The following is a 22,873-nucleotide window of genomic DNA, read 5'->3' on the forward strand; positions in this document are numbered from 1 at the left end:
CGGTGGCCCTTGCCCGCCGGGCTGCGTGGATGCGCTGCTGGGGTTTGGCTGGCGGGGTAACGAACCCGGCCACACAACGCCGCCAAGGACATGAACGTGCTGGGCAGAGGACCGCGAACGGGTTGACGCCCTTGCCCTGCACCGCCACCCTGCGCGCGACTGCGGGAATCAGGGGCAGACCATGGCCGGACCAGCATATGCGAACCGGACGAGAGGCACCGCGCCCGAAGTCTTTGCCGCCTTTCTGAAACTGGGGCTGACCGCATTTGGCGGGCCGGTGGCGCATCTGGGCTATTTCCGCGACGAATTCGTGACCCGCCGCCAATGGTTAAGCGACCCGGCCTATGCCGACCTTGTGGCGCTGTGCCAGTTCCTGCCCGGCCCGGCCTCGTCGCAAGTGGGGTTCGCGCTTGGGCTGACACGGGCCGGATGGGCAGGCGCAGCGGCGGCCTTTGTGGCCTTTACCCTGCCATCCGCGCTGTTGCTGATGAGCTTTGCGCTGTGGGCCGCGTGGCTCAGCGGGCCGGTTGGGCAAGGCGCATTGCACGGGCTGAAAATCGCCGCCGTCGCCATCGTCGCGCAGGCAGTCTGGGGCATGGCGCGCAGCCTGTGCCCCGACCGCGAACGCGCTGCCATCGCGGTGCTGGCCGTGGCAATGCTGGCGTTTCTGCCCGGTGCGCTTGGCATGATCGGCGCAATTGTGGTGGGCGGGCTGGCCGGTCTGCTGCTGGGGCGCGGTCAGGCCACCCAAAACGCAGCCGCCCTGCCCGTGCCGGTGTCGCGCCGGGTCGGGCTGGCAGCACTGGCCACCTTTGCACTGTTGCTGTTGCTGCTGCCAATGGCGGCAGACGGCAGGCACCTGCTGGCGCTGACCGACGCCTTTTACCGCGCTGGATCGCTGGTCTTTGGCGGTGGCCATGTGGTCCTGCCGCTGCTGGAGGCCGAGGTCGTGCGTCCCGGTTGGGTCAGTGCCGACAAATTTCTGGCCGGTTACGGCGCGGCGCAGGCGGTGCCCGGCCCGCTGTTCACCTTTGCCGCCTATCTGGGCGCGGTGTCTGAACCCGTGCAGGCTGCGCCGGGGCTGCTGTCGGGAATACTGGGCCGCGCGCCAGTCGCCGCCCCGGCGGGGCTGGCAGGGGCAACCGTCGCGCTGCTGGCGGTGTTCCTGCCGGGCTTTCTGCTGCTGATCGCGGCGCTGCCGTTCTGGAATGATGTCCGCCGCCGCCCCGCCGCGCAATCCGCGATGCAGGGGGCAAATGCCGCCGTGGTCGGCATTCTGGGCGCCGCTCTGTATTCGCCGGTGTTCACCAGCGCGGTGCACGGGATGCCGGATTTCGCGCTGGCTCTGGCCTGCGCCGTGTTGCTGATCGCGTGGAAGCTGCCCTCATGGGCGGTGGTCATCATCGCGGCCATAGGCGGTATCGGGCTGCATCTGCTGGCGTAATCGCACCAGCGTGGCCTGCACCGCCCGCATCCGCACCCGCGTCAGCGCCACGGCCTGATCGGGCGTGACCAGCCGAAAACGCACCGCCTGCCCGCTGCGGCATTGCGCGAACCCGTCCAGATCGGCGGAAATCACCGTCGCGATCTTGGGATAGCCGCCGGTCGTCTGGTGATCGGCCAGCAGAACCGTCGCCACCCCGTCGCCCGCCACCTGAACCGAGCCACGCAGCACCGCCTCGGACGGGATCGACAGCGCCCCGGCCAGATCCAGCGGCGGGCCGGACAGGCGCACGCCCATGCGGTCATAGGCGCTGGTCAGCCGAAAGGTGCCGCCGCGCAGCGCGGCAATGGCCTGTGGCGTAAAATGCCGGTCCTGCGGGCCAAGCGTCGCGCGCACCGTCGTGCGTGGGCGCGCCCAGACCGGACACGGGATCGCGCGCGGGGGTGTGGGGCGAACACGCGGATTGCGGATACGCAGCAGATCACCCCTGGCCAGCCGCCCGCCGCCCAGACCCGACAGACCGTGCGTCGCCGCACTGCCCAGCCAAAGCGGACAGTCCAGTTCACCCGCGAAAGCAAGGCAGGTCCAGCTGCCCCAAGGGCCGGGGCGGATCACCAGCCTTTGCCCTGCCTGCACCGTCAGCACTTGCCACGATCCGAACCGTGCCCCGTCCAGCGTCACGATAAAACCGCCGCCCGCGATGGCGATGGTGACGGGCCCGACCTCGCATTCAAGGATCAGCCCGCCGATCGAGACCTCGATCAGCGGCGCATCGGCGGGGTTTCCGGCGGCGATATTCGCCATCACCGCCGCAGCGCGATCCATCGGGCCGGATTCAGTCACGCCAAACCGCTGCCAGCCCAGACGGCCGCTGTCCTGCACCGTGAGATAAGGCCCGGCATGGATGACCCGAAACAGCGCCTCAGCCATCAGACACCTGACATTCGGCACGGCTGATGCGGCGAAAACGCACCCGGTCGCCTACCTCGAACAGAAATGGCCGGTCGGCGCTGCCATCCAGTATCCGCGTGGGCGAGCGTCCGATGATCCACCAGCCGGTCGGCATGGTCAGCGTGGTGACGATGCACTGCGGCCCGGCGATGATAACGCTGCCCGCCGGAATACCGCGTAGCGGTGCTGGCTTGCGATCCAGTTGCAGGGGTTTGGGCACACCGCCCAGATAGGCATAGCCGGGCGCGAAACCATACATATAGACGCGGTAATCGCCTGACAGATGGCAGTCGATCACCTGCTGCGGAGTCATTCGACAGCGGGCCGCGACCTCGGGCAGATCGGGGGCCAGATCATCGTCGTAACAGACCTGAACTTCGCGCAGACGGCCTTGTGCGCTGTCAGAGCCGGGGCACGCCATCAACCGCCGGGCATGAGCCTGCACCGCAGCGTGATCGCTGTGCAGCGGGTCGAACTGGATCAACAGGCTGACATAGGCAGGGATCACCGCCTGCTGCCCCGGCGCGGGGTCCGACTGCAAGGCCCGGTCCAGCCGCAGCACCTGCGCATGGGCGGCATCGTCCAGCGCCTCGGCCCATTCGATCAGCAGCGCGTGATCGGCGACCGCAATCAGCCGGGGAAAGCCGCTCATCCCGGCACGGTGCCACAAAAGGGCGCAAGGCCGACACCCGCCGCCGTCAGACGCAGGCGGATTTCGCGCGCCATCGCAACGGCCTGGTCGCTGTCGCCATGCACGCAGATCGACTGCGCCGCCAGCGGAATGGAATCGCCGCCCACCACCGGCATCAGGCCGCCGTCCAGAAACCGTAACAGCCGGTCCGCCGCCTGCGCCGCATCATGGATCATCGCGCCGGGCTGACCACGCGGGACCAGCTGGCCGTTGGGTTGATAGCCGCGATCCGCAAAGATTTCCGAAAACACCCGCAGCCCAGCGGCGCGCCCCGCCGGTTCCAGTTCCGTGCCCGAAATCGCCAGCAGCGCCAGATCACCGGGCAAAGCCGCCACGGCCCGCGCCACGGCATCCGCTACCTCGCGCCGGGCGGCGGCCAGATTGGCCAGCGCGCCATGCGCCTTGACATAGGCCACCCGCGCCCCGGCCAAGGCCGCCACGCCCTGCAACGCCCCGACCTGAGCCGCAACCATGCGGCTGATTTCATCAGGCGTCATCGGGATCACCCGGCGACCAAAGCCCTGCCGGTCGGCATAGCCAGGGTGCGCGCCGATACCGACCCCCAGATCAGCGGCGCGGCGCAGTGTATGAAACATCACATCCGGGTCGCCCGCATGACCACCGCAGGCAATATTGGCCGATGTGACCAGTTCCAGAATATGCGCGTCATCACCCATGACCCAAGGCCCGAACGCCTCGCCCAGATCGGAGTTGAGGTCGATAACCGCCATGACATCCCCCTGTTTTCGGTGACTATGGCGTATCGGATGGGGGCGGGAAAGCCCCCGGCAGGCAGCAATCGTCAGTAAATATATCTGATCTGTTCGGCCCAGAACCGTTCGATACGGCGGGTTTGCAGGTTCACCGCCAGCAGCGGCGGATCGTCCAGCACCCCCGACATGGCCAACCCTTCAGCGTGGCGTGTGAACATGTTCATCACCGCGTCGCGCACCGCCTGCCCCGATTCCGTCAACCGCACCCGGACCGAGCGCCGGTCCTGATCGCAGCGTTCGTGATGCACATATCCCATCTGCACCAGCTTTTTCAGGTTATACGACACATTCGACCCCTGATACATCCCGCGCGAACGCAGTTCGCCCGCCGTCACCTCGGACGTGCCGAGATTATACAGGATCAGCGCCTGCACGGGGTTCAGATCGTTACGGCCCAACCGTTCGAATTCATCCTTGATAAGGTCCATCATCAGCCGATGCATCCGGTCAAGCAATTGCAGCGTTTCCAGATAGGCGGCGGCATTTGCCGCCTCGTGCCGGGTCAATTGGTCGTCGCGCTGATGAAAGCCGCTGTGCGGCACCGGGGCAAACATCGTCATAACCTGTCCTGTCTTGTCGTCCTTGACAGAACATTTGCAGAAAATCCCGAAGGTTCAGTTAATCACCGACAGTTTTTTCGCCATGATTTCATAAAACTCTATCGATCCGGGGAAAGGTGGCGCGCGGCATGGGCAGCCACAAGGTCCAGCACCGGCGCCAGTTCCTGCGGCCCGGCTGTGCGCCCGTTAATGCGCGCAGTGATCCACGGATACAGATCCTGATCGTTTTCGGCCAGCAACTGTTCATAGAAATCCAGCATCGCAGGTTCCAGCGCGGCCATCGGGCCATCCGCGAAGGGGCCAAGGATCAGGTCCATTTCCTTGGTGCCGCGCCGCCAGCTGCGCATCCGCAAGCGGCGCAGGCGGGTGTCGTGATCTTCAGTCATTGGCCAATACCTTTTCCAGCCGGGCCAGCCGCAGATCGGCGGCCTTGAACATCTGCCGCAGGGCGCGCAACTCGGCCAACGTGCCGGCATTGCCGCCATCGGACGAGGCCAGCACAGGGCCTTCGCCGCGCCCGGTCATCAGCCAGATCAGCGAAACGCCCAGCATCCCGGCCAGCATCTGCACCTGATTGGCGCGCGGTTCGCGTTCGTCATGTTCCCACCCGCGCAGAGTGCGCAGCCGCACACCCAGTTGCTGCGCCAGTTCGCGCCGCTCCAGTCCCGCCGATTCCCGCGCGGCGGTGATGCGATCGCCCAAAGTGGCCTTGTCGTCGGCATACCAGTCGGGTTCCATGCTGTTCCTTGCTTGCTGCCTTTGCCCGCGCACCCTAAGACATGCCATTGTCTGATTCAAACAGGCTGCCAAAGGAAAGCTGTCATGGGATTTCTGTCCGACAATCTGGGGCGGGTGAAGCCTTCGCCCACCATCGCCATGACGGCCCGCGCCGCCGAGCTGAAGGCGCAAGGGCGCGACATCATTTCCCTGTCGGCCGGAGAACCGGATTTCGACACCCCCACCCATATCTGCGACGCGGCCAAGACGGCGATTGACGCAGGGCATACGCGCTATACCTCGGTCGATGGGATGCCGGCACTGAAAAAGGCCATCGCCGATAAATTCGCGCGTGAAAACGGGCTGGATTACGCGCCGTCGCAAGTAACGGTCGGCACGGGTGGCAAGCAGATCCTGTATAACGCGCTGATCGCCACGCTGAATCCGGGGGATGAGGTGATTATTCCCGCGCCCTATTGGGTCAGCTATCCCGACATGGTTCGTCTGGGCGGCGCTGATCCGGTGATTGTGTCCTGCACCGCCGATCAGAGGTTCCGCCTGACCCCGGCTGCATTGGCCGCCGCAATCACGCCGCGCACGAAATGGCTGATCCTGAATTCCCCCGGCAATCCGTCGGGCGCGGCCTATTCGCGCGACGATCTGGCCGCGCTGGCGGCCGTGCTGCTGGATCATCCGCATGTCTGGGTGCTGGCCGACGACATCTATGAACATCTGATGTTCGACGGGCTGGAATTCGCCACCATCGCCCAGGTCGAACCGCGCCTGAAGGATCGCACCCTGACCATGAACGGGGTCAGCAAATCCTATGCGATGACCGGCTGGCGCATCGGCTATGGCGCCGGGCCAGAGATGCTGATCCGGGCGATGGCCAAGCTGCAATCGCAATCCACCTCGAACCCCAGCAGCATCAGCCAATATGCAGCATTGGCGGCGCTGAACGGACCGCAGGGTTACATCAGCGAAAGCCTGACCGTGTTTCAGCGGCGGCGCGATCTGGTGGTGGCGGCGCTGAACACCTGCCCCGGTATTGATTGTCCGGTGCCGCAGGGGGCGTTTTACGTCTATCCCTCGATCGCCGGGCTGATCGGCAAGACCAGCGCCGGCGGAACAGTGATTGCGAATGACGAGTCCTTCGCCAATGCTCTGCTGGAAGAAACCGGCGTCGCGGTGGTCTTTGGCGCGGCCTTTGGCCTGTCACCGCATTTCCGCATCAGCTATGCCACCTCTGACGCGGAACTGACCGAGGCCTGCCGCCGGATCAAGGACTTCTGTCAGGGTTGCCGCTGAACCGCCATGCCCAAGGGGGCGTATTGGGGAAAACAGCAAGCCCTTTATTTCAATTGTGAATCCTTGCTGCCACGCCGGTTGATTCCTGCTTGTGGGCGAAAGGCACGGTCGCGGCCAGATTGACAGGCCACGCACAGTTGCACGCCGGGAATGGCATCGCGGCGCGCCTGCGGAATCGGTTCGTCGCATTCGGCGCAGAATTCGGCGCTGTCGGTTGCGCTTGGTCTGGCGGCGCGCAGACGGGCGCGGGCGATAGCCTCGTTCGTGGAAACCTCGATCTGATCGTTTACCGCATCGTCGCGCGCCCAACCGCCAGCCATATCGCCGCCCCCCCTTTTGTGACGGCTTCGATATAATCACCCCTATGCTGCCGTTCAAATCCCCGGCGCGAAAGGGGTAAGCAATGAGAATGCTTTGGATTTTGTTTCCGCACAGGAACGATTTTACCCTGCCTGTTGTTGACAGACCTTGCGAATCCACTCATCCTTATGCTGAATCCGAAAGGACATGATATGAGTGAAAAAACCCTGACACGCATGGATCTGGCCGAAGCGGTTTTCCGCGATGTCGGTTTGTCACGCCACGAATCAGCGCAGCTGGTCGAAAGTGTGCTGGGTCATATCTCTGACGCACTCGTCCGGGGCGAGCAGGTGAAAATTTCATCCTTTGGCACGTTTTCGGTTCGTGACAAAAACGAACGCGTCGGGCGCAACCCCAAAACCGGCGAAGAAGTGCCAATCACGCCGCGCCGGGTGCTGTCGTTTCGCCCCTCGCATCTGATGAAAGATCGTGTCGCCGCTGGCAACAAAGGCTGAGACCGCCGACGATGGAGAAGGGCGCAGAGGCATTCCGCTCCATCGGTGAGGTGGCAAAACTGATCGGCGTGGCACCACATGTGCTGCGCTATTGGGAAACCCAGTTTTCACTGCTAAAGCCCGTCAAGCGCGGGGATGGGCGGCGCTATTACCGCCCCGATGATGTGCGGCTGGCCGCTGGCCTGTGCGAAATTCTGCGCGATGAGGGGCTGACCATTCGTGGTGCGCGCAAGATGCTGGCGCGGGATCGCGGCGCGATGATCCGCGCCCGTGGGGCGGCCCGCTTGGGCGAGGCGATCGGGGTGGCCATGCCGCAGGATGAGGAAAGCACCACCGACGCGACCGCCAATGATGCAATGACGGCCATACCGGCTGCGGCATCGTCTGCACCCAGACCAGAACCGGCAGCGATTCTGTCAACGCAGAATCACATTCAGGATCATGACGACGACCTGCCACATGCCCCCCGCAGCCGTGAACGCCATCGGCGGCGCCCGACGGCAGAGCCGCTGCCACTGTTTCCTGACCTTGCCACGCCCGAGGATAATCCCGCCACACCGCAGGCCCTTGCCGTTGCGCCTGTGGAATGGCTGCCCCGGCTGGGGGCGCTGGCAGCAACGCTGCGGAACAGCCCCGCCCCCCTGCCCCGCGCAGCCCGCAAACCGGCGCTGCATCTGCTGGATCAGATCGCCGCGCGGCTTTGACCTGCGACATGTCTCAAAATTCGCACAAGAAATCCGTCTGCGGCCTCTTGTGCAGGTCGTCGGCTTGGCCCTATATGGCCCCCGTCGGGCCGTGGCGCAGCCTGGTTAGCGCGTCCGTCTGGGGGGCGGAAGGCCGCGAGTTCGAATCTCGCCGGCCCGACCATTTCGACAACGCCCACCCTTCACGGGGTGGGCGTTCGCATATCCGGGGGAAGCGATGAACGGGGTTCTGCCAGACAGCCTTTTGCGCAACCTGATCGCGCAGGGCGCAATCACCGCCGATCCGCCCGTGACCGACGCACAGGTGCAGCCCGCCAGCCTTGACCTGCGGCTGGGGACCGTGGCTTACCGGCTGCGCGCCAGCTTTCTGGCGGGCAAAGGGCAGCGGGTGATGGACCGGCTGGCCGATTTCGAAATGCACAAGATGGACCTGACTGGCGGTGCGGTGCTGGAAAAGGGCTGCGTCTATCTGGTCCCGCTGATGGAAAGGCTGGCGCTGCCCCATGGGCTGACGGCGGTGGCAAACGCCAAATCCTCGACCGGGCGGCTGGACCTGCTGACGCGGCTGATCGCCGATGGCGGGACCGAATTCGACCGTCTGCCCCCTGGCTATGACGGCCCGCTTTATGCCGAAATCTGCCCGCGCAGCTTTTCCGTGCTGGTGCGTCCGGGGATGCGGCTGAACCAGCTTCGGCTGCGGCAGGGCCAAGCAGTGCTGTCTGATGCCGACCTCGCCGCGCTGCATCGGGCCGAACCGCTGGTCAACGGCGAGGCACTGATCGACGAAGGTTTGGGCTTTTCCGTCGATCTGCGCCCGGCAAAGGGCGATCTCGTCGGCTATCGCGCCCGTCCCCATACCGGGGTGATCGACCTCGACCGGATCGCGGCCTATGACCCCGCCGATTTCTGGGACGAATTGCGCAGCCATGATGGGCGGCTGATTCTGGACCCCGGCGCGTTTTATATCCTCGTCAGCCGCGAATCGGTGGCGATCCCCGCCGATTACGCCGCCGAGATGGCCCCCTATCTGGCGATGGTCGGCGAATTCCGGGTGCATTACGCCGGATTCTTTGACCCCGGCTTCGGCGTCGGCCAGCGTGGCACCGGCGCGCGGGGTGTGCTTGAGGTGCGCTGCCACGAGGCCCCCTTCGCGCTGGAACACGGTCAGGTCGTCGGGCGGCTGGTCTATGAGCGGATGGCGGCGCGCCCCGATCGCCTTTATGGTGCCGACATCGCCTCGAACTATCAGGGACAAGGGCTGAAGCTGGCGAAACAATTTCGCTAACGCACCTGCCCGGATCTTTCCTGCCTGTCGAAATCCCACGTGAGGCACGACGCCTGTCACCCGGCGCCCCTGCGCCACATGTCCGGCTACGCGCTCAACCGCGTTTGCGGGTGGTCCGCGCGGCCTGTCGGGCGCGTTTGACATCCGCACGCCTGGCCTGCGGCTTTTGCGCCGGGGCGGCAGGCTTGGCTGTGGTTTGATCTGATCCGCCGATCATGGTTTTCAGGCGCTTCACAATGTCTTTCAGGCTCATCCCGGACCCTCGAATCTGCGGCGGACAGCATAATTCAGCCGCACCGCTCTGGCGTTTCAGAAGCGGATAAAGCGGCGCAGAACCCGCATGGCCTGCCGGGTGCGACTGCTGTTCTGCCGGGCGACCTGCTGGCGTTTGCGGGCTTCTTCGCGGGTTTCACCGGGGCGCGGCTGGGTCTGGCCCATGCGCCTGATACCGGCGTTCACACCCCAGTTCAGCAGAAACCGGCTGAGCATCCGCGTCAGTTGGTTCATGTTCATGGCTCGTCCTCGAACAAATCGTCAGGCGCGTCGGTGGACGGAATGTCGTCATCCTCGTCTTGGTCGCGCGGCAAATCCAGCCCCGGCAGCAGTGCATCGGGCGGGGTCGATTCCAGCAGCCCTGCGGCGCGCAATTCCGTCAAGCCCGGCAGATCACGGGCGCTTTCAAGGCCGAAATGGTCCAGAAAGCTTTCGGTCACGACAAAGGTAACGGGGCGGCCCGGCGTCATCCTGCGGCGACCGACACGGATCCAGCCGATGTCCAGCAACTGATCCAGCGTGCCGCGACTGACCGCGACGCCGCGGATTTCCTCGATCTCGGCGCGGGTGACGGGCTGGTGATAGGCGATGATCGCCAGCGTTTCGGTGGCCGCACGCGACAGGCGGCGCTGTTCGGTGGTGGTATCCTGCATCAGAAAGGACAGGTCGGGCGCGGTCCGAAAGGCGTAAGCATCACCGATGCGTTCCAGCACCACCCCGCGCCGGTCGTATTGGCCGCGCAGATGCGCCAGGGCTTCGGGCGCATCGCAACCGGCGGGCAGGCGCGCGGCGATCTCGCGCAGGGGCATGGGCGTGGCCGAGGCGAACAGCAGCGCCTCGACCATACGGGCCTGTTCCGGCAGCGGCGGCGGGGGAAAGCGGGTCGGGTCAGCCTCGGTCATGTCGGCCTGCGGCGGATGCTGATAGGGGCGAACATTTCGGGCTGGCGGATCTCGATCCGGCCTTGACGCGCCAGTTCCAGCGAGGCGGCAAAGGTCGCCGCGCGGGCAGATGCAGACCGCGCGCCGTCCCAGCCGTCGGGCAGAAATTCGGACAGATCGGTCCAGTCACCGGCATAGCCGATCAGCCCGCGCAGCCGGTTCAGCGCCTGTTCCATAGTGAACAGGTCTTTGCGATCAAAGGCATAGGGGCGGAATTCATCGCGTGTGCGCAGCCGGGCATAGGCGCGCATCAGGTCCAGCAGCCCGGCCTGCCACTCGGTCTGTCTGCTGCGTGTCACGGTTTCGGGTGCCCCTCGCGGGTGACGGCTGATCCCCAGCCGGTCGCGCGCCATCAGGTTCGCCGCCGCCTGCCGCATGGCGTTCAGCCGTTCCAATTGAAAGGCCAGATGCGCGGCCATATCCTCGGCGCTTGGGCCTTCGGCCTCGGGGTCGGGGGGCAGCAGCAGGCGCGATTTCAGGAACGCCAGCCAGGCGGCCATGACCAGATAATCGGCGGCCAGTTCGATCCTGAGGCGGCGGGCCTGTTCGACAAAGGCTAGGTATTGTTCGGCCAATGCCAGAACCGAGATTTTCATCAGGTCCAGTTTCTGCGTCCGCGCCAGTGTCAGCAGCAGGTCCAGCGGGCCTTCGAACCCGTCCACATCAACGATCAACGCCTCGTCCACGCGGCGGGCGGCAATGTCGTCGGCCTCGGGCACGGTAGCGACAGGGCGCAGATAGGGGGCTTGCGGTCGGGTGGTCATGGCGCGGGTCTGATTGGTCAGGCCCGCAGAGTCCGCCGAAGCAGGGTGTGAGTCAAGGCGCAGCGTTGGCAACCGGGGGCGCTTCGCCCCGTTCGTCGGGGAAAAGGCCCACTGGAGCTTTGCTTGATCCTCCTCACCCCCAAAGGATATTTACAGACCAAAGATGCCCTATGCCGCGTCATATTCAGCGGCGAGCGCGGCCAGATCGGCGGCATCCGGGGCGCGGCGCATGGCCAGTGCGGCATCGGCGCGGCAGGTGGCGGCGGCAGACAAGGGACCGGCGGCGGCGGCCACCTGCTCCATCGCCGCGATGTCGCCGTTGCAATGCAGGACCAGATCACAGCCTGCCGCGATGGCGGCGCGCGCGCGGTCGGCCTGAGTTCCGGACAGAGCGTTCATGCCGATGTCATCCGTCATCAGCAGCCCGTCAAAGCCGATCTGGTCGCGGATCAGCGCGATGGCTTGTGGCGCGGCTGTGGCAGGCTGATCGGTGATCGCGGTAAAGCGGATATGCGCCGTCATCCCTATCGGCAGATCGGCCAATGCGCGGAACGGGGCAAAATCGCAGAGGTCGAGTTCCGGCAGCGGCGCTGTCACCTGCGGGGTTTCAAGGTGGCTGTCGGCGGTGGCCCGACCGTGGCCGGGCATATGTTTCATCACCGGCAGCACACCTGCGGCCAGCAGACCGTCGGCGGCGGCGCGGCCAAGCCGGGCAACTGTTTCCGGGTCGGTGCCAAGACAGCGGTTGCGCAGGAACGGATGTGTTTCGGGCTGTGCCACGTCCAGCGTTGGTGCGCAGTTGCTGTCGATTCCGGCAGCACGCAGTTCCGCCCCGATCAGGCGGTGGCGCAGCCAGATAACGCGTTCGCCGCGCGCGGCATCATCCAGCGGGGCGGGCCAGTCGCGCCAGTGCGGGGCGCGGAGGCGTTGCACACGGCCACCTTCCTGGTCGATGGTGATGACGGCATCGCGGCCCACAGCATTGCGCAGCTCGGCGGTCAGGCGGCGGAGTTGATCCGGGTTTTCGACATTGCGCCCGAACAGAATGAACCCCCACGGATCGGCCGAGCGAAAGAAGTCCCGCTCGACCGGTGTGAGGGTGGTCCCGGCAATGCCGCCGAGAATCGTGGCGCCGGTCACTGCGCCGTCGCCGGGATACAGTCGGTGCCGCCGGACTTCAGCGCCTCGCAAAAGCGGCGGGCGTCGTCGCGCGAATCGAACCCGGCCACGCGCAGCCGCCAGAAGGTGCGCCCATTCGCGCGGTGTTCCTGAATAACCGGGGCCTTGCCGCTGAACTGCGACCCGAACTTGCCCGACAGGCGTGCCCATTCGCTGTTGGCGATGGCATTGCTGTCAAAGGCACCGATCTGCGCCAGTGGTGCGCCCGACGGGGCGGTGGCGGCGCGCGGTGCGGGGGCAGGCTCTGCGCTGGCCTGTTGCACTGCGGCCGGACGGGCAGCGGGGGCATCGGCAGAACCGGCCCCGACCGTGGCAGCAGCCGGGGCCTGCGCCGGGGTTGCCGCAGCAGAGGCAACCGCAGCAGCGCGGCGCGGACGCGGGGCCGGACGGACAGATGCCGTCAGACCGCCCTGCGCCTGAGCCTGCGCAAGCGCATCGGTAATCGCCATGGCCTGCGCTTGCTGGCCATTTTCGTCCAGCACGGCGGCGTTGACCGGGCCTTCGCTGGCCGGGGCGTCCATGATCTGGGCCTGAGCCACGGCCTGATCGGCGGCCAGCGCCTCGGCCGCGGCCAGTTCGGCACGCATATCAGCATCGCTCTGGGCGATCATCGGGTCGGTGTCAAAGCTGATCGCGGGGTCGGACCCAGCGGCCGGCTCACGCGCAGTGGCGCCAAGCTGGCCCATGGCCACATCGCTATCCGTCAGGCCGGTGGCGGATGGCGCAATGGCGACCTGCGCGGCAGGTTCGCTGCGACCACCGGCGGCAACGCCATTCACCGCAAGGCCGGTGTAAGACGTCAATTCCCCGCCCGGATCGGCGGGGGCGGTGCGGGCATCGCCTGACAGCGCGGTGATGACCGGCACCCCCGACACATCGCGCATCACCAATTGCCACCCCCAGTAAACCAGACCGATCATCAGCCCGACCGAGATCACAGCACCCAGATAATGCGTCAGCCGCGCCAGACGCACCGACAGCCCTTCTGGCTGCGCCTGTGCCGAATGGCCAGAATCATCGGCCAGATCATCCCAGCCGCGTTCTTCGAAGTCGTAATCCCGCCGTCCACGCTGACGCGAAAAGGTGAAACCAAATCCGCCCTCGCGGAAGTCCATCACTGCCATAGCCTGCCTGCCCGCCGGTTAAACCCGGTCGCTGTTACCTGCTCGATACCTGCTCTGGCAGCGGCGCCTGTTGTCAGCGCATTTCTTTTGCCGGAGCAACCCCCAAGATAGCAAGACCGCAGGAAATCACAACGCCAACCGCACGTGCCAATGCGATTTTCGACGCGGTTGTGTCCTTATCGCCATCCTGCACGAATCGCAGCGCGATTTCGTCATTGCCACGATTCCACAGCGAATGCAGGTCAGAGGCGAGATCATACAGGAAAAACGCCACCCGATGCGGTTCATGCGCGCGGGCGGCATGTTCGACAAGGCGCGGCCATTCGGCGAGCTTGCGCATCAGGTCGATTTCCGCCGGATGGGTCAGCCGCGACAGATCGGCCCCTGCCAGCGCAGAATCAGACGTATCGACCCCCATATCCGCCGCACGGCGCAGCACCGAATGGGTGCGCGCGCTGGCGTATTGCACATACCAGACCGGGTTGTCCTTGGACTGTTCCAGCACTTTGGCAAAGTCGAAATCCAGCGCCGCGTCGTTCTTGCGGGTCAGCATGATAAAGCGGGTCACATCGGCCCCCGCCTCATCCACCACATCGCGCAGCGTGACAAAGGTGCCGGCGCGTTTCGACATCTTGAACGGCTCGCCGTTCTTGAACAATTTCACCAACTGGATCAGCTTGATGTCCAGCGGCACCCGGCCATTCGACAGCGCCTTGACGGCGGCGTTCATCCGCTTGACGTAACCGCCATGGTCGGCGCCGAACACGTCGATCAGCTGGTCAAAGCCGCGGCCGATCTTGTCCCAGTGATAGGCGATGTCGGGGGCGAAATAGGTCCAGCTGCCATCCGATTTCTGGATCGGGCGGTCCACATCATCGCCATGCGCGGTGGCGCGGAACAGCAGTTGCTCGCGCGCTTCCCAATCCTCGGGCAGCTTGCCTTTGGGCGGTTCCAGCACGCCGCGATAGATCAGGCCCGCCGCCTCAAGCCGCGCAATCGCCGCCTCGATCCGGCCCGAGCCATAAAGCGCGCGTTCGGATGAATAGACGTCCATGCGCACGTTCAGGAGTTCCAGATCCTCGCGGATCATCTGCATCATCGCTTCGGTGGCAAAATCGCGCACCAGGGTCAGCCAATCGGATTCTGGCTTGTCCAGCAGGCTGTCGCCATATTTATCCTTGAGCGCCTGCCCGACCGGGATCAGATAGTCGCCGGGATACAGCCCTTCGACGATCTGCGGTTCCAGCCCATGCGCCTCGCGGTAGCGTTCATAGGCCGAGCGGGCCAGCACATCGACCTGCGCGCCGCCGTCATTGATATAGTATTCGCGCGTCACGTTATAACCGGCGAAATCCAGCAGCGCGGCCAGCGCATCGCCGAACACCGCGCCCCGGACGTGGCCGACATGCATCGGGCCGGTCGGGTTGGCGCTGACGAATTCGACGTTGACCTTTTGCCCCGCCCCAAGGTCCGAGCGCCCGTAATCCGCGCCCTGCATCAGCGCCGCGCGGGTCACATCCCGCCACACCGACGGGTCAAGCCGCAGGTTCAGAAAGCCCGGTCCCGCCACCTCGGCCGCTGTGATCGGGCCACCGGTCAGGCGCGCGGCCAGCGCATCGGCGATGTCGCGCGGCTTTTTCCCGGCGGGCTTGGCCAGCACCATCGCGGCATTGGTGGCCATATCGCCATGCGCCGGATCGCGCGGCGGTTCGACCGTCACAGCGGCAAAATCCAGCCCCTGCGGCAGATCGCCCGCCTGCACCATTGCATCCAGCGCCGCGATCACACGCCCGCGCATTTCGGTAAAAAGGTTCATCACGCTCACCTGAATTTGCGGCTTTCCGGTTAGCGCCAGCAAGGGGGGCAGGTCAACAGCGCCATCACGCGGCGGGCTGCGCTTGTGTCACAAATCGTGATCGCGGCGATGCAAAATCCCGGTGACGCTATCAGCGCCCGGCGCAATATGCAGACACCTGCTCACCGGATTTTCGCCATGGCCAGACTGACCGCCTTCAGCCCGCTTGACATGCTGAACACCGCTGCCCTTGGCGGCACCATCACACGGCGCGACGCCAAGGCATTCGAGGTTCAGAATGCCCTAATAACAACTCGTTACGAGGGTGATTTTAGCTATGATACCGCCTTGCGGCCCGTCGGGGCCGCGACCTCGGCCACGTTGCTGGTGTCCGACACGCCGGTGATGAAGATCACCGAAATTTCCATCGAATCGGGCGTGATTGCGGCAGCCATCACCATGAACCGGCCCGCGTCGATACTTTATCTGGCGCTTCAGGGCGATGATGTGATCGTTGGATCATCGGGAAATGATACGCTGATCGGCTTGGCCGGAAACGACCGGATCAGCGGCAAGGACGGTTCGGATCAGTTGTTCGGGCTCGAGGGTGATGATGTTCTGGACGGTGGCAACGGCAATGATGTGCTGATTGGCGGGACCGGGCGCAATGCGCTGTATGGCGGCGAAGGCTTTGATCTGGCAGTCTATTCTGACGATACGCCCGTTATCGTCTCACTGGCAGAGGCGGGTTATCAGAACACCGGCACCAGCATCGACCGCCTGACCGGGATCGAGGGGATCGTCGGCAGCGAGGGCAACGATACGCTGACAGGCGACAGCAACGTCAATCTGCTGGCTGGTGCCGGCGGCAATGACCGGCTGACCGGCGGCGCAGGAAATGACACGCTGCTGGGCGGCATTGGCCGCGACACTGTTGCAGGTGGCAACGGCAATGATCTGATCGAAGGCGGGGCTGGCTCCGACCGTCTGACAGGCGGCAGCGGCAACGATACGCTGCAAGGCGGCGACGGGCATGATTATCTGATCGGCGGTACGGGCAAAGATAGACTCGATGGCGGTGCGGGCAATGACACGCTGATCGGGGGCAGCGGCGATGACCAGCTCTTCGGCGGCAATGGGATCGACACGGTGCTCTTTCAGGGCAGCGACAGCTTTTACATCGACCTTGGCGCGCAGCTTCAGGTGCAGACGGGTCAGGGGCTGGACAGCTTTGACAGCGTTGAGAATGCCACAACCGGCGCGGGCCATGACCGCCTGCACGGCAGCGGGCTGGCCAATCGCCTGATCGGTAGCGCCGGTCACGATTCGCTGGTCGGGCTGGGTGGGGATGACCGTCTGGATGGCGGCAGCGGCAGGGACTGGCTGCTGGGCGGTGCGGGGGCCGACCGGCTGACCGGCGGCACAGGGCGCGATACCTTTGCGTTCCATTTCACGGCCGACAGCCCTGTGGGGCGCGGGCGCGATGTCATCACCGACTTTGCGACTGGCGAGGATCGGCTGGACCTATCGCAGATCGACGCCAACCCGGATCAGGGCGGCGATCAGGCGTTTATCCGGGCGGATCGCGCCACCGCCCATGGCGTCTGGACCGTCAAAAGCGGCACTGACCTGCTGCTGCGCGCAGATACAACCGGCGACGGAATCACCGATCTGGCCATCCAGCTTGCCAATGTTGCTCAGATCGAGGCCGGAGACCTGATCCTGTAACCGCCCGCCCCGGTGGTCTAGTTGCTTTTTAAACAGCCCATTGCGCGCAAAAAGCGCGAAAACATTGACGCGCGGTCTGGTTTCGTCTAGGCGACGCGTGCCTGCATCCGGTGGGCAAATGATGCGGGGCGTGCGCAAGCGTCCCTGACAGGCCGCGGCGCGATCCGTGGCCGGACGCGTAACCGCGCCGCAGGCGCGACAGTAACGAAAGCCCCGAATGACGCTGTTTTCCGATCTCAAGCTGGACCCCAAGGTTTTACAAGCCATTGACGAGGCCGGGTATTCCCAGCCCACCCCCATTCAGGCCGGTGCGATTCCGCCCGCGCTGGAAGGGCGCGACGTGCTGGGAATCGCCCAGACCGGCACCGGCAAAACCGCCAGCTTTACCCTGCCGATGATTACCCTGCTGGGCCGTGGCCGCGCGCGCGCGCGGATGCCGCGCTCGCTGGTGCTGTGCCCGACGCGGGAACTGGCGGCTCAGGTCGCGGAAAACTTTGATATTTATGCAAAATACACCAAGCTGACCAAGGCTTTGCTGATCGGCGGTGTGTCCTTTGGCGAACAGGACAAGCTGATTGATCGCGGCGTTGACGTGCTGATCGCCACGCCGGGCCGTCTGCTGGACCATTTCGAACGCGGCAAGCTGTTGCTGACCGGCGTTCAGATCATGGTCGTGGACGAAGCCGACCGGATGCTGGACATGGGCTTTATCCCTGATATTGAACGGATTTTCCAGCTGACCCCGTTCACGCGCCAGACGTTGTTCTTTTCGGCCACCATGGCGCCGGAAATCGAACGGATCACCAACACCTTCCTGCACAGCCCCGAACGGATCGAGGTGGCGCGTCAGGCCACCACCAGCGAAACCATCACGCAAAAGCTGATCGAGATCACGCCCACCCGCCGCGATCAGGCCGCCAAGCAGAAACGCGAACTGCTGCGCGCGCTGATTGAGGCCGAACAGACCCGTGACGAAGGTGCGCTGACCAACGCGATGATTTTCTGCAACCGCAAGACGGATGTGGACATCGTTGCCAAGTCGCTGAAAAAGCATGGCTTTGATGCGGCTCCGATCCATGGCGACCTTGACCAGTCGCAGCGGATGCGCACGTTGGACGGTTTCCGCGATGGAACGCTGAAGCTGCTGGTCTGTTCCGACGTGGCGGCGCGCGGGCTGGATATTCCGGCGGTCAGCCATGTGTTCAACTTTGACCTGCCCTCGCACGCCGAAGACTACGTTCACCGCATTGGCCGCACGGGCCGCGCCGGACGCTTGGGCACCGCGATCAGCATTTCCACGCCCGCCGATGAAAAATATCTGACCGCGATTGAGACGCTTATCAAACAGACCCTACCGCGTGGCGACATTCCGGCCGGTTTTGCCTTGTCCGAGGCGGCGACCTCTGCCCCGCGCCCGCGCGATGATCGCAAGGGTGGGCGCAACGGTCGGGATCGCGACCGTGACCGCCGCCGCCATGACGACCGTCCGGCGCGCGATGCCGCCGCACCGGCCGCTGCGGAAACCCCGCGCGCTGAGAAACGCGAAGAGCGACGGGATGACCGGCGCGAGGATCGTGACGATCGCCGCGACCGGCGTGACCGCCGCGATCACGACCGCGACAACCGCCGCGATTCGGTGATTGTCGGCCTGGGCGACCATGTGCCGGAATTCCTGAACAATGTGTTCCGCCCCGGCTATATCGAAAAGCCGGTGCAGCCGGATGAACCGGAAGCCCCGGTCGCCGCCGCCGAACCCGCCGCCGAAGAACCGAAAAAGCGTCGCAAACGCGCTGATCGCAAGCCCAAGGCAGCCGATCCGACCCCCGAAGCAGTGGCAGCACCGACCGAGGTCATCGCGCAGGATGAGGTCACTGCGCAGGACAGCGCCGACGCGGCACCTGCCGTGCCTCAGGCCGAAACCGATACCCGGGCAACCGATGCCCCGGTGGAAGCACCGAAAAAGCGCCGCCGCCGCACCAAGGCCGAAATCGAGGCCGACAAGGCCGCCAAAGCCGAGGCCGCAGCCGTCAAAGCCGCAGCCAAGGCCGATGCGGAATCCGAAGCCGCCAAAAAACCGCGCCGCCGCCGCAGGGCCGAAGCAAAGGCCCCCGCAGACGCGCCCGAGGCCAGCCCGACCAATTCTGCCAACCCGGAAATCTGACGCGCAGCCATGCGCGATCCCCTGACCCCGCCCCAGATTCGCCGCCGTTACCGCCCACCGCTGCGACGGTTGGCGGGGGATGCGGGCTTGGGTGCCATCGCGGCGACGGGGCTGGCACCGCTGAACCTGTGGTTTCTGGCTCTGCCCGCCATCGCGCTGATCCTGTGGCGCGTGGCGCGCGCGCCCACGGCCCGCACCGTCTTTTGGCAGGCACTGGCCGCCGGGGTCGGCTGGTTCGCACTGGCACTGGTCTGGATCGTTGAACCGTTTCTGGTCCAGCCCGAGGTTTACGGCTGGATGGCCCCCTTTGCGCTGGTGCTGATGGCACTGGGGGGCGGGCTGTTCTGGGCCATCCCCGCCGCCGTCGCGTGGCGGCTGGCCGCCCCCCGCCACGCGTCTCGAATCGCGGCCATCGCCGCCGTGCTGGCCCTGTCTGACTGGCTGCGCGGCTGGATCTTCACCGGCTTTCCCTGGGCGCTGACCGGGCATATCTGGATCGCAACCCCTGTCGCGCAATCAGCCGCCGTGATCGGTGCCACTGGCCTGTCGGCGCTGACGATGCTGCTGGCCGCCCTGCCCGGCCTGCTGCGCCGCCCCCACGCGGAACCCGCTGCCCGCGCCCTGCCCGGCGCGGCGCTGTGCATTGCCCTGACCGGCGCGCTATGGGCGGCGGGGCTGGCGCGTCTGGCCACGCCGCTGCCGCCCGATACGCCAGTCACGCTGCGCGTGGTGCAACCCGATGCGCAGCAGGCGCTGAAATGGGACCCCGACTGGTCGCTGGAATTCTATCGCCGCCTGCTGGATCTGTCCTCACAACCGGGGGCGCCCGATGTGGTGATCTGGCCCGAAACCGCGGTGAATTTTCTGCTGAACGATGCCGAGGCGGTGTTGCCGCAAATGGCCGCTTCGGCAGGTGGGGCAACGCTGATACTTGGCATTCAGCGCGCGGAATATCCACGCTTTTTCAACAGCCTCGCCGTGATCGCCCCGGATGGCAGCGTTACCGCCACCTATGACAAGTTCCACCTCGTCCCCTTTGGCGAATATATCCCATGGGGCGACGCGCTGGCCCGGTTCGGCATCACCGCCTTTGCCGCGCAGCAGGGCAACGGCTATTCCCCCGGCCCCGGTCCCGCAGTGCTGAACCTGCCCGCCCTGCCCGAATTCCAGCCGCTGATCTGCTATGAGGCGATCTTCCCCCAGCATCTGCGCCACGGCCCACGCCCGGCATGGCTGTTGCAGATCACCAATGACGCATGGTTTGGCCGGTTCTCAGGCCCCTATCAACACCTCGCCCAAGCGCGACTGCGCACGATTCAAAGCGGCCTGCCGCTGATCCGGTCGGCCAACACCGGCATATCCGCCGTCATCGACGCCCATGGCAACACTCGCGCCAGCCTGCCCCTGAATCAGATGGGCAAGATCGACGCCGCCCTGCCCGCCGCCCTACCGGCCACGACATGGTGGCACTGGGGCGACACCCCGGCGCTGGTCTTGCTGGCGCTGATCCTGACCGCCGCCAGCCTGCGCCGCCGCGTCTGACGTATCTTCTGTCCATAAATATCCGACGGATGAGGCGGATCAGAAAAAGGTCCGATGGACCTTTTCCCTGATGAATGGGGGTGCCTCCGGCCCGGCGCTGGACGCAAAGCAGGCGGTCAATCGCGGAAATACCGGCTTTCGCGGACCTGTTCCCACGCCCAGACGACCTCGGCCAGACGATCCTCGTCGGAACGGTCGCCGCCGTTCATGTCAGGATGAAGATCCTTGACCAAGGATTTGTATTGTTTCCGAATTTCGGCACGGGTCCAGCTGTCTTTGGCCTCAAGAATGTCGATGGCACGACGTTCGTTCGGGGGCAGCTTGCGCGCAGCGGTCTTGGCGCGCACCTCGGGGCTGGTGGCATTGTCGCCCAAAATCTCCATGGGGTCGCTGATGCCGTGGCGTGCCCAGGCCTGCTCCTGCGCGGCGCGGCCAAAAGGCTTGGTCGGGCGTTCCCACACCGTGGCATTGTCCAGAAACTGCTGGAACTCGGCCTCGCTTTGCCCCTGAAAATAGTTCCAGTTCAGGTTGTATTCCCGGACGTGATCCTTGCAGAACCAGTAATAGTCCTCAAGGTTACGCGGGCTTTTGGGCGCGCGATACTGGCCGGGCAGGTCACAACCCGCCTTGTCACAGGTCCGGGTCGATGTCTCGATCGCGCCCGACATACCGCGTCTGCCCTTGGACCGCCGTTTTTTATCCTTGGCGGCGGAAATGTCGAAACCGAACGGGTCGTTACTGGTCATATGTTTGCCCTTTGCGACTCGGGAACAGGAGTTTAGGGGTTTTGGCGCGACATGAAAGGGGGGCAAAGAAATGATAGCGGATGACATGCGCGACAGGTTGATGGCACTGAACCCGGTGGTGCTGGAAATTGCCGATGAAAGCGAACAGCACCAGGGCCATGCCGGCTGGCGCGAAGGGGGGCAGACGCATTTCCGTATCTGTCTGATTTCACCTGACTTTCAAGGGAAATCACGGATTGACCGGCACCGGATGGTTCATGCCGCCTTAGGCGACATCGTGCCGCGCATCCATGCGCTTGCGCTTGAGCTTGATACCCCCACGGCCTAAGACAGCGCCGACGCGCCCATCTTGTAGAGGAATGGCCATGAACGCCAAAACCGATTTTAACGACCGTATGTTGTCCCTGGGCCTCGCCCGCGTTTCCGAGGCTGCGGCCCATGCCTCGGCCCGGCTGATCGGCCGTGGTGACGAAAAGGCCGCCGATCAGGCCGCCGTGAACGCCATGCGCGAACAGTTGAATATTCTGGACATTCGCGGCGTCGTTGTCATCGGTGAGGGCGAGCGAGACGAAGCCCCCATGCTGTTCATCGGCGAGGAGGTCGGCACCGGAAACGGCCCCGAGGTGGACATCGCGCTTGACCCGCTGGAAGGCACCACCCTGACCGCCAAGGACATGCCGAATGCGCTGACCGTGATCGCCATGGCCCCGCGCGGCACGCTGCTGCATGCCCCCGATGTGTATATGGACAAGCTGGCGGTTGGGCCGGGTTATGACAAGGACGTGGTGAATCTGGATATGACCCCGACCGAGCGCGTTCACGCGCTGGCCAAAGCGCAGGGCGTCCAGCCCGAGGACATCACCGTCTGCATCCTGGAACGCCCCCGGCACGAGGACATGATCGCCGAGGTCCGCGCGACCGGTGCCGCGATCCGGCTGATTACTGATGGCGATGTGGCGGGTGTGATGCATGTCGCCGAACCGGAAAAGACCGGGATCGACATGTATATGGGTTCCGGCGGCGCGCCCGAGGGCGTTCTGGCCGCATCCGCGCTGAAATGTATGGGCGGGCAGATGTGGGGCCGCCTGCTGTTCCGCAACGATGACGAGCGTGGACGGGCTGCGAAAGCCGGAATCACCGACCTGAACCGCATCTATTCCCGCGACGAGATGGTGACGGCGGATGTGATTTTCTCGGCCACCGGCGTCACCAACGGGTCCATCGTGCGCGGGTTGAAACGCGAGCCGCATTTCATCGAGACCGAAACGATCCTGATGCGGTCGAAAACGGGTTCGGTGCGCCGTGTGATCTATCGCAACCCGATCAAGTAAGGGGGGCCAGCCCCCCATCCGGCCCCAAGGGGCCGGATTCC

Annotated in this window: 24 protein-coding genes, 1 tRNA gene and 1 pseudogene; 11 read left to right on the top strand and 15 right to left on the bottom strand. The window is 65.1% G+C overall.

Annotated elements, in window-relative coordinates; genetic code table 11:
- Nucleotides 1-181: 181 nt before the first annotated feature.
- Nucleotides 182-1,444, top strand: a complete 1,263-nt coding sequence (gene chrA / locus Q4G22_RS00905; RefSeq protein WP_303384014.1) for a chromate efflux transporter — start codon at nt 182-184, stop codon at nt 1,442-1,444.
- Here the strand turns inward: chrA and Q4G22_RS00910 are convergent.
- The 6 genes from Q4G22_RS00910 to Q4G22_RS00935 form a co-directional block, all read right to left on the bottom strand.
- Entirely contained in the window at nt 1,385-2,374 is a 990-nt protein-coding gene (locus Q4G22_RS00910; protein WP_303384015.1) for a biotin-dependent carboxyltransferase family protein, read from the bottom strand. The two genes, chrA and Q4G22_RS00910, sit on opposite strands and share 60 nt — an antisense overlap.
- On the bottom strand, nt 2,367-3,047 hold the full coding sequence (locus Q4G22_RS00915; RefSeq protein WP_303384016.1) for an allophanate hydrolase subunit 1: 681 nt from the start codon (nt 3,045-3,047) through the stop codon (nt 2,367-2,369). Before Q4G22_RS00915 ends, Q4G22_RS00910 begins: the two co-directional genes overlap by 8 nt.
- The gene (locus tag Q4G22_RS00920) at nt 3,044-3,817 is read right to left on the bottom strand and encodes a LamB/YcsF family protein (RefSeq protein ID WP_303384017.1); all 774 of its coding nucleotides are present in this window, start codon (nt 3,815-3,817) and stop codon (nt 3,044-3,046) included. Before Q4G22_RS00920 ends, Q4G22_RS00915 begins: the two co-directional genes overlap by 4 nt.
- A gap of 71 nt (nt 3,818-3,888) precedes the next feature.
- Entirely contained in the window at nt 3,889-4,419 is a 531-nt protein-coding gene (locus Q4G22_RS00925) for a MarR family winged helix-turn-helix transcriptional regulator (RefSeq protein ID WP_303384018.1), read from the bottom strand.
- Nucleotides 4,420-4,517: 98 nt separating this feature from the next.
- On the bottom strand, nt 4,518-4,805 hold the full coding sequence (locus Q4G22_RS00930) for a succinate dehydrogenase assembly factor 2 (protein WP_303384019.1): 288 nt from the start codon (nt 4,803-4,805) through the stop codon (nt 4,518-4,520).
- Nucleotides 4,798-5,157, bottom strand: coding sequence for a helix-turn-helix domain-containing protein (locus tag Q4G22_RS00935; RefSeq protein ID WP_303384020.1), 360 nt, complete (start codon nt 5,155-5,157; stop codon nt 4,798-4,800). Before Q4G22_RS00935 ends, Q4G22_RS00930 begins: the two co-directional genes overlap by 8 nt.
- Before the next feature lie 84 nt (nt 5,158-5,241).
- On the opposite strand from Q4G22_RS00935, the gene Q4G22_RS00940 reads away from it, so the two are divergent.
- Nucleotides 5,242-6,444, top strand: a complete 1,203-nt coding sequence (locus Q4G22_RS00940) for a pyridoxal phosphate-dependent aminotransferase (protein WP_303384021.1) — start codon at nt 5,242-5,244, stop codon at nt 6,442-6,444.
- Nucleotides 6,445-6,488: 44 nt separating this feature from the next.
- On the opposite strand, the gene Q4G22_RS00945 is transcribed toward Q4G22_RS00940, so the two are convergent.
- On the bottom strand, nt 6,489-6,764 hold the full coding sequence (locus tag Q4G22_RS00945) for a DksA/TraR family C4-type zinc finger protein (protein ID WP_303384022.1): 276 nt from the start codon (nt 6,762-6,764) through the stop codon (nt 6,489-6,491).
- A 192-nt stretch (nt 6,765-6,956) separates the two neighbouring features.
- On the opposite strand from Q4G22_RS00945, the gene ihfA reads away from it, so the two are divergent.
- The 4 genes from ihfA (at nt 6,957) to Q4G22_RS00965 (ending at nt 9,248) form a co-directional block, all read left to right on the top strand.
- On the top strand, nt 6,957-7,259 hold the full coding sequence (gene ihfA / locus Q4G22_RS00950) for an integration host factor subunit alpha (protein WP_303361732.1): 303 nt from the start codon (nt 6,957-6,959) through the stop codon (nt 7,257-7,259).
- An 11-nt stretch (nt 7,260-7,270) separates the two neighbouring features.
- On the top strand, nt 7,271-7,963 hold the full coding sequence (locus tag Q4G22_RS00955; protein ID WP_303384023.1) for a MerR family transcriptional regulator: 693 nt from the start codon (nt 7,271-7,273) through the stop codon (nt 7,961-7,963).
- 85 nt (nt 7,964-8,048) lie between these two features.
- Nucleotides 8,049-8,126 (top strand) — tRNA-Pro (locus Q4G22_RS00960).
- Nucleotides 8,127-8,180: 54 nt separating this feature from the next.
- On the top strand, nt 8,181-9,248 hold the full coding sequence (locus Q4G22_RS00965) for a 2'-deoxycytidine 5'-triphosphate deaminase (protein ID WP_303384024.1): 1,068 nt from the start codon (nt 8,181-8,183) through the stop codon (nt 9,246-9,248).
- Between the two features lie 94 nt (nt 9,249-9,342).
- Here Q4G22_RS00965 and Q4G22_RS00970 read toward each other — a convergent pair whose 3' ends face one another.
- From Q4G22_RS00970 to argS, 7 genes are all read right to left on the bottom strand, one after another.
- Nucleotides 9,343-9,501 carry a hypothetical protein gene (locus Q4G22_RS00970; protein ID WP_303384025.1) on the bottom strand — a complete coding sequence of 53 codons (159 nt, stop codon included), beginning with the start codon at nt 9,499-9,501 and terminating at the stop codon, nt 9,343-9,345.
- A 56-nt stretch (nt 9,502-9,557) separates the two neighbouring features.
- Nucleotides 9,558-9,761, bottom strand: a complete 204-nt coding sequence (locus Q4G22_RS00975) for a hypothetical protein (protein ID WP_303384026.1) — start codon at nt 9,759-9,761, stop codon at nt 9,558-9,560.
- Nucleotides 9,758-10,423: an SMC-Scp complex subunit ScpB gene (gene scpB, locus Q4G22_RS00980; protein WP_303384027.1), complete on the bottom strand. Its 666-nt coding sequence runs from the start codon at nt 10,421-10,423 to the stop codon at nt 9,758-9,760. The genes Q4G22_RS00975 and scpB overlap by 4 nt, the downstream gene beginning before the upstream one ends.
- Nucleotides 10,420-11,226: a ScpA family protein gene (locus Q4G22_RS00985; protein WP_303384028.1), complete on the bottom strand. Its 807-nt coding sequence runs from the start codon at nt 11,224-11,226 to the stop codon at nt 10,420-10,422. Before Q4G22_RS00985 ends, scpB begins: the two co-directional genes overlap by 4 nt.
- Before the next feature lie 168 nt (nt 11,227-11,394).
- A complete protein-coding gene (locus tag Q4G22_RS00990; protein WP_303384029.1) occupies nt 11,395-12,366 on the bottom strand; it encodes a glycoside hydrolase family 3 N-terminal domain-containing protein in 972 nt (323 codons plus the stop codon).
- Entirely contained in the window at nt 12,363-13,529 is a 1,167-nt protein-coding gene (locus Q4G22_RS00995; RefSeq protein WP_303384030.1) for an SPOR domain-containing protein, read from the bottom strand. The genes Q4G22_RS00990 and Q4G22_RS00995 overlap by 4 nt, the downstream gene beginning before the upstream one ends.
- A 73-nt stretch (nt 13,530-13,602) precedes the next feature.
- Nucleotides 13,603-15,345, bottom strand: a complete 1,743-nt coding sequence (gene argS, locus Q4G22_RS01000; protein ID WP_303384031.1) for an arginine--tRNA ligase — start codon at nt 15,343-15,345, stop codon at nt 13,603-13,605.
- A gap of 177 nt (nt 15,346-15,522) precedes the next feature.
- Between argS and Q4G22_RS01005 the strand changes: the two genes are divergently transcribed.
- The 3 genes and pseudogenes from Q4G22_RS01005 to lnt all read left to right on the top strand — a co-directional run bounded on the left by Q4G22_RS01005 (nt 15,523) and on the right by lnt (nt 20,755).
- Entirely contained in the window at nt 15,523-17,052 is a 1,530-nt protein-coding gene (locus tag Q4G22_RS01005) for a calcium-binding protein (RefSeq protein WP_303384032.1), read from the top strand.
- A 217-nt stretch (nt 17,053-17,269) separates the two neighbouring features.
- A pseudogene (locus Q4G22_RS01010) lies at nt 17,270-18,727 on the top strand (DEAD/DEAH box helicase); the annotation flags it as partial.
- Between the two features lie 495 nt (nt 18,728-19,222).
- Nucleotides 19,223-20,755 (top strand): apolipoprotein N-acyltransferase, encoded by a 1,533-nt coding sequence (gene lnt / locus Q4G22_RS01015; protein WP_303384033.1) that lies wholly within the window; start codon nt 19,223-19,225, stop codon nt 20,753-20,755.
- 116 nt (nt 20,756-20,871) lie between these two features.
- On the opposite strand, the gene Q4G22_RS01020 is transcribed toward lnt, so the two are convergent.
- Nucleotides 20,872-21,501 carry a J domain-containing protein gene (locus Q4G22_RS01020; RefSeq protein ID WP_303384034.1) on the bottom strand — a complete coding sequence of 210 codons (630 nt, stop codon included), beginning with the start codon at nt 21,499-21,501 and terminating at the stop codon, nt 20,872-20,874.
- Nucleotides 21,502-21,571: 70 nt separating this feature from the next.
- Between Q4G22_RS01020 and Q4G22_RS01025 the strand changes: the two genes are divergently transcribed.
- Nucleotides 21,572-21,829 (top strand): BolA family transcriptional regulator, encoded by a 258-nt coding sequence (locus tag Q4G22_RS01025; protein ID WP_303384035.1) that lies wholly within the window; start codon nt 21,572-21,574, stop codon nt 21,827-21,829.
- Nucleotides 21,830-21,866: 37 nt separating this feature from the next.
- Complete coding sequence (gene glpX, locus Q4G22_RS01030) at nt 21,867-22,832, top strand: class II fructose-bisphosphatase (RefSeq protein WP_303384036.1); 966 nt, start codon at nt 21,867-21,869, stop codon at nt 22,830-22,832.
- Nucleotides 22,833-22,873: the final 41 nt, after the last annotated feature.

It is taken from the genome of Paracoccus sp. (in: a-proteobacteria) (genome assembly GCF_030538655.1).
Lineage (GTDB): Bacteria > Pseudomonadota > Alphaproteobacteria > Rhodobacterales > Rhodobacteraceae > Paracoccus.